The organism is Terriglobia bacterium (assembly GCA_020072645.1).
In the GTDB taxonomy this organism is placed as follows: Bacteria; Acidobacteriota; Terriglobia; order Terriglobales; family Acidobacteriaceae; genus Angelobacter.
This window is the reverse complement of sequence record JAIQGK010000038.1, coordinates 1-17,080: the sequence shown is the minus strand read 5'-3', so window position 1 is coordinate 17,080 and position 17,080 is coordinate 1. Positions and strand designations below refer to the sequence as shown.

The following is a 17,080-nucleotide window of genomic DNA, read 5'->3' as shown; positions in this document are numbered from 1 at the left end:
GCGCAATCTCCTCTCCCGCATTCCGCGATTGCTCCGCGATCCACTCATGTACACTTCTGTTTCCGGCCCGCTCGACTCTCCGGCCCTGCCACTCCCATAGCACTTGCTCCCGTTCTCTTCCGCGCAGCAGATCTGTGTCGCCTACGCGCTTTTCCGGGTAGCGGACCATCTCCTCCAGCACCACCACCAGGTGCCCGAGCATCCTTTCTATCGTCGTACTGTCCCACAGATCTTTTTTGTATTCCAGACGCAGCTGCGCTCCGGAATAATTTCCTAATAGCCGCATAGTCAATTCGAACTTCTCAGCCGCGGGGACAATTTCAGCGACACTGAAACAGACATTGCCATATTCGACAGGCGCCGGCGGCATTTGCTGGGCGATAGCCATGACCTGCAATAGCGGGGTCTGGTTGAAACCGCTTTGCTGGCGAAGCGCCGCCGTTACGTTTGCGAATGGAACGTTCTGATGATCGTAGGCATCAGCCATGTTCCGGCTCACTTGCGCCAGCGTTTCGACAAAGCTCATCATGGGTTTTACACGGGTACGCAGCACCACCGTGTTCACAAAAAGGCCAATGAGCGCGCTCGTGAGCCCGGGTTCGCGGTTCGTGACTGCTGTTCCCATCGCAATGTCTTCCTGGCCGCAGTACTTGCTGAGCAGGACCTGCATCGCGGTCACCAGCAGCATGAATAATGTCGTGTTTTTTTCCTGTCCCACCTGGCGCAGCTGCGCCAGGAGTTCAGGCGAAAGTTCGCAGTGAACTGAGTTCCCGGCATCCGAGGTGACGCTGGTGATGGAGTGATCGGTTGGTAGTTCCAGAACAGAGACATCGGCAAGTGTTTTTTTCCAGTAGCCGAGTTGTTCCTCGTATTTTTTGTTCTGCATCCACGCGCGTTCTCGCAGGGCGTAGTCTGAATATTGCAGTGGCAGTTCCGGCAAGGGCGATGCCTTGCCTGACGCTTGCGCCTCATACAAAGTCCCCAATTCGTTGACCGTAATCGGGAGAGAAGGACCATCGCAAACGATATGATGGGCCACCAGGATAAATATCCAGTTCTCCTGGGACAGCTGGAGAAGATGGAAACGCACCGGCGCTTCATTTTGAAGATCGAAAGGTTTTTCCGCCAAGCTGCGAACTGTTTCCTGAATGGCTCCTTTGGTTATCGCCGGGCCGCCTTGTGTGCTCACAGGAAACGGCACTTCCGCATGAAGCAGGACAATTTGCCACGGCGTTCCGTCTTCGATGACAAATCGGGTACGTAAGACCTCATGACGCCGCACAAGCTCGTTTACGGCACTCCGCAACGCCAGGACAAGGAGAGGACCTCTCAGTTCCAGCGTGACTGTTTCATTGTAGGCGCAGCTGGTTGGGTCCAGTTGTTGAATCAGCCACAGCTGTTCCTGGGCCGGCGAAAGAGGAACCCTGCGGGGAGCCGGCTCTTTCCGGACATTCCAGACCGTTTCGACATTGCCGGTTTGCAGCGCCTGCAGGATATGAACACAAATTCCGTGTACCGTTCCGGTCAGTAGTTCCTTGAATGCGAGAGAGACCGCAAGCTCCCGTTCAATTCTCCACTTCAAGTCAAAAATGGCTAACGAATCCACTCCATAAGCGATAAGCGTCTGGTTCGGAGAAAGCGCTTCACGAGGATGTCCCGTTACGCAAGATACAAGATCCAGTAAATATTCTTCGAGCATCGTGGTCGCATCCGCCAGATCAGCGTTCAGAACCAAAGCCGAGGTGATTGGAATGCTGCTTTCTAAAAATGCTTTCGGGGTTGCGATGCTCTGGCGCAAGACCGGCAGAGCGCCACGCTCCCACAGGACTTTGCATTCCTGTCGGCGGAGTTTATTGCTGGACGTTCTTGGGACTGACCCGGATTTGACCAGAACAACCGCCGCTAATCGGATTTCGTGTTCCTCAGCCACCGCTTTCCGCATCGCGGTAATCACATCTTCCAGGCTTTCCCGATAGCTCCGGTTCACTTCGCTGACAACGGCCACGCTTTCCGCCGTTTCATTATCCCAACAAGAGAATGCAATGCTTCCACCGGGGCGCAGAGCCGAATGGGAATTCACGACGGTGTACTCAATGTCCTGGGGATAGTGGTTGCGTCCGCGGACAATAATGCAATCTTTGAGCCGCCCTGTTATATAGAGATTGCCTTCATGGAGGAAGCCGAGGTCGCCGGTCCGCAAATACGGCCCTTCGCCGCCGGCCAGGCGCGCGCAGAACGTCGCTTGCGTCGCGCTGTCATTCCGCCAATATCCAGCCGCGACGCTCGGGCCTGCCGTCCATATTTCCCCGATTTCGTCTGTGCCACAGCGCTCCCGGCTCTCCGGATTCACAATCACGACCTGGTGCTCCCCGCCCGATCTTCCGCAACTGACAATGGAATAACCGGATTCGGCGGAGGCCATTTGCAGGACCTTATGCTTTTTGATCTGTTCCGCGTCTACCACCAGATATCGAGGGCCCTCGCCCAGTTCACCGCTGCTTACCTTCAGGCTGGCCTCTGCAAGTCCGTACACCGGGTAAAAGGCATTGCGGCTGAAGCCAAAACGTCCGAAGCACTGTTCAAAGCGGTCGAGTGTGGTTTTCCGCACGGGTTCAGCGCCATTGAATGCCACGCGCCACGAACTCAAGTTCAGGTCTGCGCATTCGATCTCGCCAATCCGATCGACGCACAGATCATAAGCGAAGTTAGGCGCTCCGCAGTGCGTTCCACGATAACGCGAGATGGCTGTGAGCCATCGCAGCGGATTGTGCAGAAAAGACGCGGGAGACATCAGCATCGCTTCAAAGCCGGCATGAAGAGGCTGCAGGATGCCGTAAATCAGCCCCATATCATGAAAATGAGGAAGCCAGCTCACCGAGACGCTGCTCTCGTCAAACCCGCCGTTCGCCGCGATGTACTGGAGATTTGCCAGCACATTGGAGTGTGTGATCATCACTCCTTTAGGAGAGGACGTGGACCCTGAAGTATATTGCAGATACGCAATCTCGTTACTCCGAGGCTCCTCTTCCCGCCATTCCGAAACCCACTCTGTGCTGATTTCATCCGTGGCAACGCATTGGATGCCTGCATCGTTGCCCACTATCTCCCGGACGGATTGCACGGAATCGCTGGTAGTCAGCACCGCTCCGCAACCGGCGTCTTTCAGAATATTCTGAATTCTTTCCCTGTCCCGGCCGGTCCTGGGCGGATAAGCGGGGATTGCGATGATGCCGGCGTAAAGACACGCGAAAAAACCTTCCACAAATTCCAGGCCCGGTGCGTACAGCAGCAATGCCAGGCGCTGTTCCAGCCTGAGCGACTGCAGATGCGCGGCAATAGCCCCGGCGCGTTTCTGGAGTTCCAGAGAGGAGAGCGATCTGCTGATTTTTTCTCCGCTGGCCAGCCAGTTGTAGAGTATTTTCGAGGGCGTTTGCCCCGCGCGCGTTTGCAGAAGCCCAACCAGCGTTCCGCCGGATGAAATCCTTTCATGTGATTGAAGCAGCATATTGAATTCTCTGGAAATAAATTTTGGAAAAGCACAGCAGCCGGGCGGTTGCTGCCGTTTGGAAGATCAGTTCGCGCTCGCGCTCCAGCCTTCCGGAGACAGACCCCGAAGATTGGTTGGACCCGCCGCCAGGGTCAAGCCGCCATGCGAATACCGGCGGCGTTCAAAATGGCCGGCCGGCAGTTCAGGCCTCGTCTTTCCCGCAGGCAAGAATTCCAGGCTGATCACGTGGTAGCGATAAGAAGAGATCGCATCGAAGTGTTCCAACAACTCTCCTGTGGCCGCATCCCAGATGCAGAGTTCGCCAAAATCGCCGGATGATGCCAGTATCGCGCCATCAGGCGACCAGGCCACATTTCGAACCGAAGCCAAATGCCCTTGCATCTCGCACAAAAGAGCGCCGCTACCGCAGTTCCACAATTGGACTTTTTTATCCGCGGAGCAGGAAGCCAAAATGGCGCCGTCCGGCGACCATGCCACACCTCGCACGGCGCTTGCTGTGCCTTTGAATACTCGCAGCGTTTTGCCAGAATGAACATCCCAGATACGCACCGTCTTGTCTCCGGAAGCGGAAGCGAGCTTGTCGCCGCTGCCCGACCAAGCCACGCCGCGAACCCAGTCGCTATGCCCTCGCAGTGCAGCCAGGGAAGCGCCGCTTCCCGGGTCCCAGAAGCGTATTGTCCTGTCCTGCGAGCAGGAGGCCAGCGTTGTCCCATCCGGCGACCAAGCGACGTTCCACGTCCACTGAGTGTGCGCGGGCAACGTGCGAACATTCTCCGCATCAGGGCTCCACAACCGGATAGAGCCATCGTGCCCGCCCATTGCCAGGATTTTCGCATCGGGCGCCCAGGATGCTCCCAGCGGCCATGTGGGGTGTCCTGCAAGGGCGCCTTGCGCAACGCCGGTTACTCTGTCCCAGAAGCGCAATGTGGCATCCTGGCTCCCCGAAACCAGGGTGTCATCATGGCGAAGCCAGTCCACACCACGAACATAGCTTGCATGACCGGTGAAAATTCTCTCTGGATCACCGGTCTGCGCATTCCATACGCGTACGCTCCTATCGGCCGAACCTGACGCTATGGAATTCCCGTCGGACGACCACGCGATGCATACAACCCAATCCGTATGGCCCTGAAGAACCAGATCGGATGACCAGCGGGCCTCTTCGTTCCACAGGCGAATGGTGCGGTCCGCCGAGCACGAAGCCAGTTGCTTCCGCGCCGGCGACCAGGCCACGGCGATCACGGGAGCCCGATGCCCTTTCAATGATTTCTTCAAAGCGCCCGTAGCCCGGTCCCAGAGCTTGATTGTTCCATCCTTGCAGCAGCTCGCCAGCATCGCGCCGTCGCGGGACCAGGCAACTCCGGATACCCAGTCCTTGTGCGCCTGCAAAACATTCTGCAAGGTCCCCGTATGCGGGTCCCACAGCCGCACCGTTTTGTCCATGGATGCTGAAGCCAGCAACGTGCCGTCGGGGACCCATGCGATGCTGAGCACCGGGGCAGCATGCCCCTTCAGGACGCGAAGCGCCGCGCCGGAATGCACATCCCAGATGCAAACACTCGCATCGTTCGAAGCGGAGGCCAGCATCCGGCTGTCCGGCGACCAGGCAATGCCGCGAATCTCGCCTGAGTGGCCTTCGAGAAACCGCAGCAGCCTGCGCCCGGGCAGTTCCCATAGCCAGATACAACCGTCCTCGGCGCCCGCAGCCAGCATTGCGCCATCGCAACTGACAGCAACGCTCGTTATGACCGAGGCTTTCTTCGCAAAGGTTTGTTCGAGCTGATAACCGTCAGGAGGGTTCATCTTCTTTTCTCCTTCCTTGCAAATACATGAGAGAAGGCCTAGCTGATTGCCGTTTGTCCTGGCAGACTCAAGGCCGGCTCTGCATGGGTTCGGGGCATTTCGCCTGCGGCAACAACCTTGCCGTTTTCCAGCCGGATAACCTCATCGGCCACATGGTAGTAGCGGTCGTCATGGCTGATCACAATCACTGCTTTGTTCCGGGCGCGCAGTTCCGGAAGCAGCTTGCAATAAAAAATTTCTTTGAAGGCGGGGTCCTGGTCCGCGGCCCATTCGTCAAACAGGTAGATGGGCCGGTTCTCGAGATAGGCATGCACGAGCGCGAGGCGCCGTCTTTGGCCGGCTGACAGATCTACTGTCGAGAAGCTCCCGTTGCGCAACTGGACTTTTTGGTCGAGCCTGAGCAGACGAAGATAATGGTTCGCCACCGGGGTTGCTTCTTCTTCAATGATCTCCTGAAACAAGGCATATTCGGAAAAGATGGCGGAAAAACGCTGCCGGTAATCGTCGCGCATGTTCTCGTCCACCGGGATCCCATCGACTTTGGTTACTCCTGATTCCGGCTTGTAGAGCCCGACGATGAGCTTAGCCAGAGTTGTCTTGCCGCTGCCGTTGCCGCCGGTGATGAAGACGATCCGGCCCGGGGTCAGGCTCATGCAGATAGGGCCGAGCACGAATCGCGCCGCATCATCTTCTGAAAGATAGGCATGGGTCACGTCGACCAGGTCGATGCTGCGCCACTCGGCCGGCGGTTTCTCCTGGTCTTTTATCGCGATCTCAGAGTCCTGCCAGGGAAGCTGAAGCTTCCTGAGTTTCTTCAGCGTGACCGAGGCGCGGTTGAACTCCCGCAACGCATCGATCAGCCCAGCCACCGGAATCCGCAGGAACAATGCGACCAGCGCCGAGCCCACCAGCGCCTGATGGCTCAACACCGCCATATGAGGAAGGATAAAGACGATGACGCCGATTGCGGCAAAACACAGCAGGTTGCTCCAGCTGATAATGGCGATGTAGATGGCGGCTCCCATCACTCCATAGCGCCGCGCCAGTTCCGAAGTCTGGAGCAATTGGCGCACAAAAAAGGCTGCCCGCCGCCGGTTCAACTTCAGCTCTTTCACTCCATGCGTCAAGGTTTGAAACTGTTTGACCAGATTGTCCCAGTTTTCTCTTTCGAGCGACTGAAACCGCACGGCAAAGTACTCGACAAAAAGATAAAGAAGCACTGAAACCGGAAGCATCAGCACAATCGCCACAAATACGGACAAAGATACATAAGCCAGGTATCCCAGGCAGCACAGGACAATGGTGCCGTTCATTCCGAACTGCGAGACCTGCAATGCCGCCTGGGCAATTGACCCGGCATCCTGAGTAAGGACGGCAATGATTTTGTGGGTGCCGATCTCTTCCAGGTTCCGCAGCGGACTGTCCATGATCGCGCGCGACAGTTGCATTCTGATCCGGGCAGCCAGGCTCGCAGTCAAATGCACCGAGAGCAGCTGCGCGGCGATGCTTGATGCAAAGGTCAGCAACAGGAACGCGCCGAACCGGAACCCATATCCCGGCGGCAGATGCGGCATCCTGTTAATGGCGGTGCCAACCATTGTCAGCAGATACACGTTGCAAGCCCCGCTCAGCAGGCTGGTGGCCGCGGAAAGGAGAAGGGCCAACTTCGAATAACGAAAAACATTTCGTATGGCGTCAATCATGATGTTGTCCGGGAGAGTTACAGACCATGGCGCAAGCCTGTCTTCAGGCATCGTGCTGAAGCGATTATGAGAAGATGCGGACCGGAGCCGGGAATTGGAGCGGCTTATCTAAAATCATTTGGGGTTTGGTTAGTCGGGAAGCGCCGGCGCATGGCCGGCGCTCTTTCATCGCGACTCAGGCGTGCAAAACCGTGTTGGGGTCGATGTTCCTGGCTCGCAACGCGGGTAGTAAAGCTGCAGTGAAGGCAACCAGTGCAAGTAATCCAAGAACAACCGCCATCACCAGGACGTTCGTTGCCTGGATTCCATAAAGAACAGAGGACAACAAGCTGCGCGCAGCCAGCGCGCCTGCGGTCCCCGCAATCAGACCCGGAACGATCAATTTGAGCCCGTACTTGATCATCATCCAGACCACGTGCTGTCCGTCTGCGCCCAGCGCCAGCCGGATGCCGATTTCCTGCCGCCGCTCTCCCACCGACTGCGCCACAACGCCATACAGACCCAGCACACCCATGAACAGGGCGATGATGCCGAAAGTTGCAACCAGGACCGTCTGTGTTTGTTGCCGAGCAATGGATTCGCTCAAGATCTGTCTGAGCGGCCGCGGATTGGCGGCCACCATCTGGGGATCGACAAAAAAGATTTCCTGCCGGATACGTCCGCTGATCGCATCCGCATCCCCATTGGCGCGCACCACCCAGCTCAGCGGCAGCAGATGATTGAGGAATGCCATGGTTTTGTCCGGGATTTGTGCTGTGGGCAGATACATGGTTGGCGCTGCCGGCTCCTGCAGGCCGTCATCGCGAGTGTCACTCACAATGCCTACCACTGTCCGCGGTTCGTCCGCAAAATTTGCCCCCATCTGGCGACCCAGCACGATTTGCGTGCTCATCGGGTCCACGCCCTGCAAAAACTTACGGACAAACGCGCTATTCACGATGATTACGTGCGCCGCGTGTTCATCGTCGGCAGCCGTGAATGTCCGTCCTGATTGCAGCTTGATCTCCATTGTCTTGAAAAAATCCGGAGTGATGGGCTTCCAGTTCGCGGTAAGCGATTCATCCGGATCACCCGTCTTGGGGAGCATTTCAAAGTGATACACCACGCTGGGCTCGGTCGGCAGCCGCGTCACCGTGGCAGCATATTGTACTCCGGGAATTGCCCGCACACGTTCGAGCACTCTCCGTATCGTCACCATCACAGAATTGGTGGATTGCGAACTTAATCCGGCTAGCGAAGTCTGGAATGTCACCACGCCATTGGGATTAAAACCCAGGTCAACTCCGCGCAGCTTCTGGAAGCTCACCAGGAGCAGTCCGGTGGCAAGCAGCAGAATGGTGGACAAGGCCAACTCAGCGCTCACAAGCCCGCCCTGCAGACGGGTCGAGCGCCGATCAGAGCTCGCGCGCCCTGACTCGCGCAGGACCCGCACTGAGTTGAGGCCGGACAATTGCACCGCGGGAGCCAGACCGAATATCACGCCTGTTACAAGAGAGGCAATGAATGCGATCAACAGGACTTCGGCGTTGAGTGACACCTCGGAAATCCGGGGCAACATGGCGGGAAGCCAGGTTTTCAGCAATTGTGTGGTCGCGGCAGCCAGTCCCACGCCCAGAGCCCCGCTGATCAAGGCCAGCACGATGCTTTCCGTCAATAGCTGCCTGGCCATGCGCAACCGGCTCACGCCCAGTGCGATCCGTACGGCTACTTCCCTGCGCCGTGCAATCGCACGCGCCAAAAGCAGGTTCGCCACGCTGGCGCACGCTACCAGCAGAATGCACGCCGCCGCTCCGGCAAGTATCTGCAGCGGGGGCCGCGAATTGCCAATTACACGCTCCCGGTAAGACGTCATTTCCAGGCTCAGTTCTGTGCGCGGCACCGCGTCCGGATGTGCTTCCTTCAGTCTCTGTTCAACCAGATCAAGGTCCTGCTGGGCGGCCTGCGCTGTCACGCCTGGACGAAGCCGGCCGGTCACAAGCGAAGCTGATACACGATCGCTCCAGTCTTCCTCCTTCCGCAGAGGGAGCCAGACGTCGGCATCCGGGATGAACTTGAAGCTTGCCGGCATGATTCCCGCGATCGTATAGGCGTCTCCACTCATCTGAACGGAGCGCCCCACAATGGCTGGATCGCGGCCAAAAATTTCCGCCCACGATTTATAGCTCAGAACCGCGACAGGCGGCGCGCCCGGCTGATCGTCATTGCGCGTGAGCGACCGTCCCTTATAAGGCGGTACGCCCAGCATGGAAAAGAAATCCCCGCTCACACGCAGGCTGCGCAGAAGATACGGTGTATTGCCCACAACCGCGCTCACTCCGGAACCCACAACGTCATAGGCAGCCAGGGATTCGAATGCATGATTCTCTTCCGCAATGAAGCGAAAACGGGGATAGCTCATTAGATAGGATGGTCCACTTTGCATGCGCCGTCCCACCTGCATCAGCCGCTCCGCATCTGGATAGGGCAGGGGGTGCAGCAGTAGCGTGCTGACAAGCCCGAAAATCGTGGTGGCCGCGCCGATTCCGATTGCCAGCGCCAGGATCGCAATCACTGAAAAACCAGGATTTTTCCGGTACATGCGCAACGCAAAACGAACGTCTTTAAAAAAGTCTTCCATCCATCCCCCTTGCCATTCCCTTGTAAATCTTACAACGACGGCATGGTCATCATACGTCTTCTGAAACCATGTCCTAACTCCTCTTACACCGGGAGATCTTCATAATAAAGATACCGTCTGCACGCCGGAATCCGTGGCAGCACTCAATCTGGTTTGTATCTGCCGGGCCAGTTCCGCGACGTAAGGCGGGAAAGCAATATCCCTGTGCGTTCCGGGAATGTCAACAATCTCCAATGGCCGTGAACAGAGCCCGCTCCAACCGAGGTCGCTCTTGCGCATGATGCCTCGCTCCTGCTGCAGCGCCTCATCCGCCGCGTAGAAAAGAGTAACAGCCCCTTCGTACTGCCCCGGATCATACGCGCGCAGGCAGCGGCGGCGCGCACCTATAATTTCACGCTCGCGCCGCAGTGAGGCCGAGAGAAATTCACGCAAACGGGCATCAGGCCCTGCCTCAGCGGCAATCAAGGCGATCTGCTCTTCCAGTGATTTGCCCTGTAATGCTTCTCGCGGAACCACAAGGTTGAAGCCGACATCGGCGATATAGATCAGCAGCGAAGTGTCGTCCAGAGGCGTGGTGCGAGTGTCCGGCCCAGGCGCCCAGGAATCGATCAATAGCAGAGACTTCACCTCGCCACCAGCGGCGGTCAATTGACGCGCCATTTCAAACGCCACCACTCCGCCATACGACCAGCCGCCCAGTAACCATGGCCCATCCGGTAAGACCGTCTGGATTGCCTTGCAATAAACCGCCGCCATCTCTTCTATGGACTCCATGGGCGCGGTTCCCGAGGTAATTGTGGGGTCCTGCAGGCCATAACACGGCTGCTTCTGCCCCAGCGCTGCCACCAGATGTCGGTACGACAACACTTCCCCGCTCAACGGATGCACAAGGAACAGGGGCGTCAGTTTGCCGCTGGGCTGTATAGGGACCAGGGGAGAGTTCTGGTCCTGTCCCTTGGTTGTCGCAATCAGCTGGGCCATGCGCTCGACTGTTGGCGCCTCAAACAATGCGGAGAGCGGCAGACGGCATCCGATCGTGCGCAATACCGTGCCCAGCAGGCGCGGAACCAGTAATGAACGTCCGCCCAGTGCAAAGAAATCATCATCAATTGAAATTGGGCGGACGTTGAGCACTTCCTCCCATATCCCAACCAGCGCACGCTCCAGCCAGGTCCGATACAGCCTGAACGGCCTGGCGCCGGAAGCCGCTACGCGCCCGGCGAGGAGTTTCTGCCGGTCGACCTTGCCATTAGGTATTATCGGGATCTCCGGAACCTGGCTTAACGACGCCGGCAGCATATACCGTGGCAGTGTCTCCGCCAGTTTCGCGCGAACTTCATCCCCCGACATCTCCCGATTGGCTGTAAAGAAGGCGTGCAACTGTTTTTCCGTGTTGTCATCTTCCACCAATACAGCCGCCGCGCTGATCCCTTCTATCCTCAATATGGCCACTTCGATCTCGCGCAGCTCAACTCTGGAGCCCTGAACTTTTATCTGGGAGTCTTTGCGGCCGGCATAACCGATGTTCCCATCTAACAGAACCTGGCCCAGGTCTCCCGTATGATAAGCGCGCCTGCCGCCTTCCGCGGGACGAAACGACGCGCCGGTAAGATCAGGACGACGCCAATATCCCAGCGCGATCTGCTCCCCGCATAAAACTATCTCTCCTTCCAATCCGCCGGGTCGGCCCTCGGCATCCACCAATGTGAGCGAAATCCCGGGCACCGGACGCCCAACCGGAAGCTTGCCTGTGCGCTCGTGTGTCGTCGTGTAGTAGTACTGCAAGGCAAGGGTGCATTCCGTCGGCCCCAGCCCGTTCACCAGCAGACAGTCTGTCGAGAACCGCTGGCGGAACAACGGCACGATGTCCGTTCCTGTTTCCTCGCCGCCAAGCACCACAGCGCGTACGCTTGTCAGTTGTGCGGCGTCCGCCGCCAGCATCAGATGACGAAACACGGTCGGAGTCATGTGCAGTATGGTCAGCCGTTCGCGCCGAATCCGTTCCGCCATTTCGTCGGCGGTCAACGCGGATGGATCCAGAGGATGAAGCGACGCCCCGGTCAGCAGTGCGCCAAAAATATCCATGATCGCCGCATCGTAACAATACGATGGGAACAATGACATTCTGTCATTGCTGTCCAGACGCAGGCCATTTGCATAATTCCGGATATGCCGCAGCAGGTTCCGGTGACTTTGCATCACTCCTTTGGGCGTCCCGGTTGAGCCCGAAGTGTACAACACATAGGCGAGTTGATCCGGATCGACCGCCACATCGGCCCCTGCCGGAGCGGCGCCTTGAATGATGGCGGCATGGTCCAGCATTCCTGATCCATGGTCAGCGAGAGAAGCGGCAATAGCACGGCAATTTTCATCGAAAAGGAGGGCCGCAGGCTCTACATCGGCAAGAATGGTGCGAATCCGATTCACCGGCCAGGAAGCATCCAGTGGAACGTATGTTTTGTTGGCCAGGAGCGCGCCCATGACGCAGGCCAGCATCGCTGGACTGCGCGGTTCGCATAGGATTGCGATTCTGCCGTTTTTGACGCCGCGGGTCTGAGCGGCCGCCGCGGAGATCAACCGTGAATTCCGCAGCAGATCTTCGTAGGTGAGAGATACGCCTGATACCGAGATTGCCGTCCGCTTAGCGCAGATCGAGCAAACATGGGCAAATAATGACCCCACGGTTTGTCTCGCAAGATCCGCTTCGGGCATTCCAGCCCATGCCTCATCCGGAATGGCTTCGTCCTTCGTGCTTTGCAGGCTGGCGGAGAAGATGCTCGCCAGCGGTTCCTCGGCTCTGTGAATGAGTGTTTGGAGCAGTTCCCGATAAGAAGCCAGCAACTCATGCGCTTGCCGCGAGGTAAAGGTTTCACTGCTGTACTCCAGTGAAAGCGATATGTCCTCATCTACCACGATGGCTTGCAGAGCAAGATCCAGCTTCGCCGTGCCGGTCTCGGCTGCGACTTCCGAAACCCGCAGCCCATCCAGATTCAGCGGCTGCTTCGGGGCGTTCTGCAGGCCGAACATCGTTTGAAACAGAGGATGGATGGCAACATCACGCGTAGGTGCGATTTCCTGCACCAGTTGTTCAAAAGGTACGTCCTGATGCGCGTATGCTCCCAGACAGGTGCGCCGGATATCCTGAAGCAGCTGGCGAAAATTATTTTGGAAGTTCAATCTGGTGCGCAGCACCAGGGTGTTCAAAAACAATCCTACAAGCTGTTCCAATTCTTTTTTGGGACGGTTGAAAACCTGGGCGCCAACCGCAATGTCATTTTGAGATGTGTAACGCGCAAGCAGCAGCTTCCATCCGCCCAGAAGCGCCATAAATAAGGTAACGGTCTCTTCGCGCGCAATCCGCCGCAAGCCGGCGGCCAGGCCGGTCCCGAGCAGAAGGTTGCACTTCCCGCCATGATACTGCGGCTTTGCCGGTCGCGAAGGCAGGCGTAAGACTTCAATGTCTCGCAGTTGCTGCCGCCAATAGTCCAATTGAGCCTTTAGAAACTCTCCACGCAATCGCCGGCGCTGCGACGCCGCATACTCATAGTAGTCCGCCTGTAGCTCGGGAAGGCGGGGTTCGGCTCCTGTGACATAAGCGGCATATGCATGGCTTAATTCGCGTGCCAGGATAGTAGCTGACCAGCCATCGCACGCAATGTGATGGATTGTGACTGCCACGTAGTGTTCGGCGGGAGCTGTGCGCAGGAGAAGCGCTCGCACCAGGGGCGGCTCATCCAGATGGAATGCTCGCTGTACTTCCTCTTGGAGGCAATCCGCAACGGCGCTCAACCGCGCCGCCTCGGCAACATGAAGAAGGTCTTTTCTGGCAAACTCCAGATTGTCGTCAGGGCTGATCTCAACCGCTACACCGCCCTGGCCGTCCGCCGAGAACATGCTGCGCAGGACGGAATGCCGCCGCACGATGTATCGCAGGCTGAGCTCCAGCGCGTCGGCGTCCAACTCTCCTTCCAATCGAAGCGCCAGCGGTACATTGTATTGGGCGCCTCCCTGCGCCAACTCGTGAACGAACCAGAGGCGCTCCTGGGCAAAGGAGGGAACAGCTTTTTCTTCACGCTGCTTTGCTGTTTCCCATTCGGGCATGGGCGCCGGCGCCGACGCAATGGCCTGCTCAATCAGGCCGGCCATGCCGCGAATTGTTGGAGACTCAAACAAGGCGTTCACTTCAATTTCAGCTCCAAACACCTCTTTTATGCGAAGCGCCAGTCGAAGCGCGGACAGGGACTCTCCGCCTGCATCAAAAAAGTTTTCCCCGTGGCCAATGCTGGATCGTTCAAGGATTTCTTCCCAGAATGTTGCCACCAGTTCTTCTGTTCCGGTCTCCGGCGGCTGAATGGCCCATTCAGCCGCTTCCATGCCGATAGCTGCCAACGCATCGCGATCGACAAGGCCGTCGCCGGTGCGAGGGAGATCTTCAAGGACAATCACATCGTCGGGCAGCATCGATTCGGGAATCAGGTCCTGCAGGAAATCTACAGCTGCGCGACGGCCAATTTTCGTCTCTCCCCGGCAAACGACAAAAGCCATAAGTGCCGGCCGATCTGCCTTCAGCACCATGAGGGCAGCTGCATCTTTCACCTCCCGATGCAACAACAACGCATTTTCCATCTGGAGCAAATCCACGAGCCTGCCCTGGGCCAGCCGCTGTTCGCATTTCCTGACTACCAGGTAGCAATCACCACCGCTTCGAAGATATGCCATCTCGCCTGTTTTCAGCAGGAACAGTCCCGGCTCCGTGTTTAACCGGTTCGGCACGCAATCTTCTACGGCGAATGGTGCTGTCGTGCTTGCGTCAGACCGCAAGTACAATTCGCCGATCACTCCCGGCTTACATGGCTGCAAGTCCGGACCAAGAACAAATGCCTCTGGCGGCAATAAAAGCCTGCCGGTCCTGTCATATTCGGAAACTGGACGTGAAGGAGTAGCCCCTGACGCTGCCAGTTCCACCAGAAGCCCAGAATGTCCTATCCGCTGCAACAGCCGCACTTTGCTCTCTTTCAGCCATGCAGCGTTCAGTGACGGCAGCAGGCTTTCGCCTTCAAGAATGATGAACCGGAGCGAACGATGTTCCTTAAATTTACGGGACAATTCACCCCAGTGCGCCAGGGGTGCGGCGGCCACAGTGGCACGCAGCAGACCATCCGCCGATTGCGGCGGAAGGCTCGTGTCCCATCCATCCGTCATTTGGATCGAACCACCCGCCGACAAGACCGCCAAAAGCGAATAGACACCGCCATCCTGAACGGCCGGCGTGATCAGAAGAAGGTCATCCGCGCTGGTGAAGCTGCACTCCCGCAATATGCCGTCAATAAGCTGATTGAGCGCATTCGTGGGGCTGATCAGGCGGCTCAAGCGCCTCCGTCCAGCGCGATCGCCTTTGCGAGGCGCTACATCTTCGCGCTCTGCGGATTCCATTCCAGTCTGTTGAACAGCGCCGGCGGTGCGCCAAAAAGCAGGGCTGCACTCGTTCAACCTGATTGTGCCGTCGCTTACAGTCGCCAGGAAACCGGCATTTATATTTTCCAGGCATGTCCGTACTTCTTCGTCAGAAAGTCCGGGCTGAAGTATGGTGTAACTTGCTTCGACGCAAAGCGCTGCCAGCAAGCATGCCGCCAACTCAGGGCAATTGGGCATTTGAAGCGCCACAATTGAACCGCGGCCAACGCCCTTCCTTTTCAGGCGTGCCGATAGTTCATCGACTTGATGACAAAGAGCGCCGTAGCTTACAACCTGCTCGCGTTGACGCAGCGCCGGCGCTTCCGGTCTGGTTCTGCCGTGCTCGCGTATTCGCTCCACGATCATGCTGCCTGAATGTGAAGCCGGCTCGTGCGCCAGAAACTCCGGCAATTCGCTCACAGGAGGCGGCGCGCTGAATATTCCGAGATCCGGCGTCTTGAGAATAGAAGTCAAAGCATCTTGAAACATCCTTGCAAAACTGACGACGGCTTCACGGTCGAATTTTTCCGCGTCAAATTCCAGCAGGCCCGAATACCCGTTACCGCTTTGTGCAAGAGAGAGAATCAGGTCCGCCTCAAGCACCGGTGCACCCGTGCTGATTGGTTTCACCTGAAGGTCGGGCAGGGATGGGGGTTGGTTGAGCGTGGGACGGCTGTTTAATGCCACCATCGTCCGGAAGATCGGCGAAGTTTCCGCCTTGCGGCGAGGACGTACCTGTTCGACGACATTCTGAAACGGAACATCCTGATGATCAAACGCCTCCAGCAGAGTTTCATGGGTGCGCTGTATCAAGATCCGCCCCGAAACTGTCGCATCAACCGCAGTGCGGATCAGCACGGTGTTCAACAAAGGGGCCACCAGGCCTTCGATTTCCAGGTGTGAGCGGGCTGAAACAGGAACAGCAACGGCAAAATCGTTCTGGCCGGAGATGCGGGCGAGCGCGGCTTGCCAGGCGGCAAGCAAAATGCTGAATTGCGTTACGCCATACTGCCGGCTGCATGCTGCAATTTCCCGGCCTATCTCTTCGGGCAGCATAATCGCCAGATTTGCCGGACCTGAAGAAGAGCCGCTGATCGGAGGCGCGAGCGGCAATCGGAGATCGGGAAGCAGGTGCAATTTCTGCTCCCAGTAATCAAGCTGCGCGCCCTGGAGAGGACTCGCAAGCCATTGCTCTTCCCATCGCACGAAATCAGAGAATTGCACACGCAGAGACGGCAAACCAGCGTCTTTCCCCTCGCTCCTGGCGCTATACGCATGGCTTATCCCGTTCAGCAGCACAGGAACAGACCAGCCATCGGCTACCAGATGGTGCAAAACCACAACAAGAAAATGATTTTGCTCCGAATATCGCAACAGCACTGCCCGGGCCAGTGGATCGGTCCCAAACCGGAAAGGTGTGTCTGCAATTTGCTCGATCAGTTTTTTCCAATCCGAACCTTGTATCGCAGCGGCCTCGGCAGTGACGTCCATGATCACGAGGCTGTTCTCCGGCAAGAGGGTCCGGATAGGCTCGCCATTCTCTTGATGAATGGTGGTCCGCAGCAATTCCTGTTGATGCGCCAAGTCGCTGAAAGCCTGCTTCAACGCCATGGAATTCAGAAGGCCTTCAAGATGTAGAACGATCGGAATATGCCATTGTGCGGCTTTTAGTGAAACCGACTGCATGAACCACAATCTTTTTTGCGCCGAAGAAAGCGCCCTAGTTTGCTGCGAAGGCAGAAGATCGATTTCGCCAAAAGCGAGCCGATCAGACTTTCTCCTTGCTTTCAGGACCAATTGAGCAAAATCACACAAACGGGGTGTCTCGAACAATGTGCGGACTTTCATCCTGACGCCCAGCGCTCCTCGTATCCGCGACATCACCTGCGTCGCCAGCAGCGAGTGTCCCCCCAACTCAAAAAAGTTCTCTTCCCGCCCTATCTCCTCTCGTCCCAGCACCTCTCCCCAGATCCCAGCTACCACCTCTTCCACTCC

At 57.4% G+C, this 17,080-nt stretch carries 5 protein-coding genes; all 5 read right to left on the bottom strand.

What is annotated here, in order from left to right; all coding sequences use genetic code 11:
• Positions 1-3,505, bottom strand: a 3,505-nt coding sequence (locus tag LAO76_27715) for an AMP-binding protein (GenBank protein ID MBZ5494727.1), incomplete at its 3' end; no start/stop codon positions are given.
• A 66-nt stretch (positions 3,506-3,571) separates the two neighbouring features.
• Positions 3,572-5,311, bottom strand: coding sequence for a WD40 repeat domain-containing protein (locus LAO76_27710; protein MBZ5494726.1), 1,740 nt, complete (start codon positions 5,309-5,311; stop codon positions 3,572-3,574).
• A gap of 38 nt (positions 5,312-5,349) precedes the next feature.
• Positions 5,350-7,065 (bottom strand): cyclic peptide export ABC transporter, encoded by a 1,716-nt coding sequence (locus LAO76_27705; GenBank protein ID MBZ5494725.1) that lies wholly within the window; start codon positions 7,063-7,065, stop codon positions 5,350-5,352.
• A 124-nt stretch (positions 7,066-7,189) separates the two neighbouring features.
• Positions 7,190-9,631, bottom strand: coding sequence for an ABC transporter permease (locus tag LAO76_27700; GenBank protein MBZ5494724.1), 2,442 nt, complete (start codon positions 9,629-9,631; stop codon positions 7,190-7,192).
• Between the two features lie 99 nt (positions 9,632-9,730).
• Positions 9,731-17,068 carry an amino acid adenylation domain-containing protein gene (locus LAO76_27695; GenBank protein ID MBZ5494723.1) on the bottom strand — a complete coding sequence of 2,446 codons (7,338 nt, stop codon included), beginning with the start codon at positions 17,066-17,068 and terminating at the stop codon, positions 9,731-9,733.
• Positions 17,069-17,080 lie beyond the last annotated feature (12 nt).

Coding starts and splice junctions, on each gene's coding strand:
- LAO76_27710 (MBZ5494726.1), bottom strand. CDS start 5,311: ATGAACCCTCCTGACGGTTATCAGCTCGAACAAACCTTTGCGAAGAAA.
- LAO76_27705 (MBZ5494725.1), bottom strand. CDS start 7,065: ATGCCTGAAGACAGGCTTGCGCCATGGTCTGTAACTCTCCCGGACAAC.
- LAO76_27700 (MBZ5494724.1), bottom strand. CDS start 9,631: ATGGAAGACTTTTTTAAAGACGTTCGTTTTGCGTTGCGCATGTACCGG.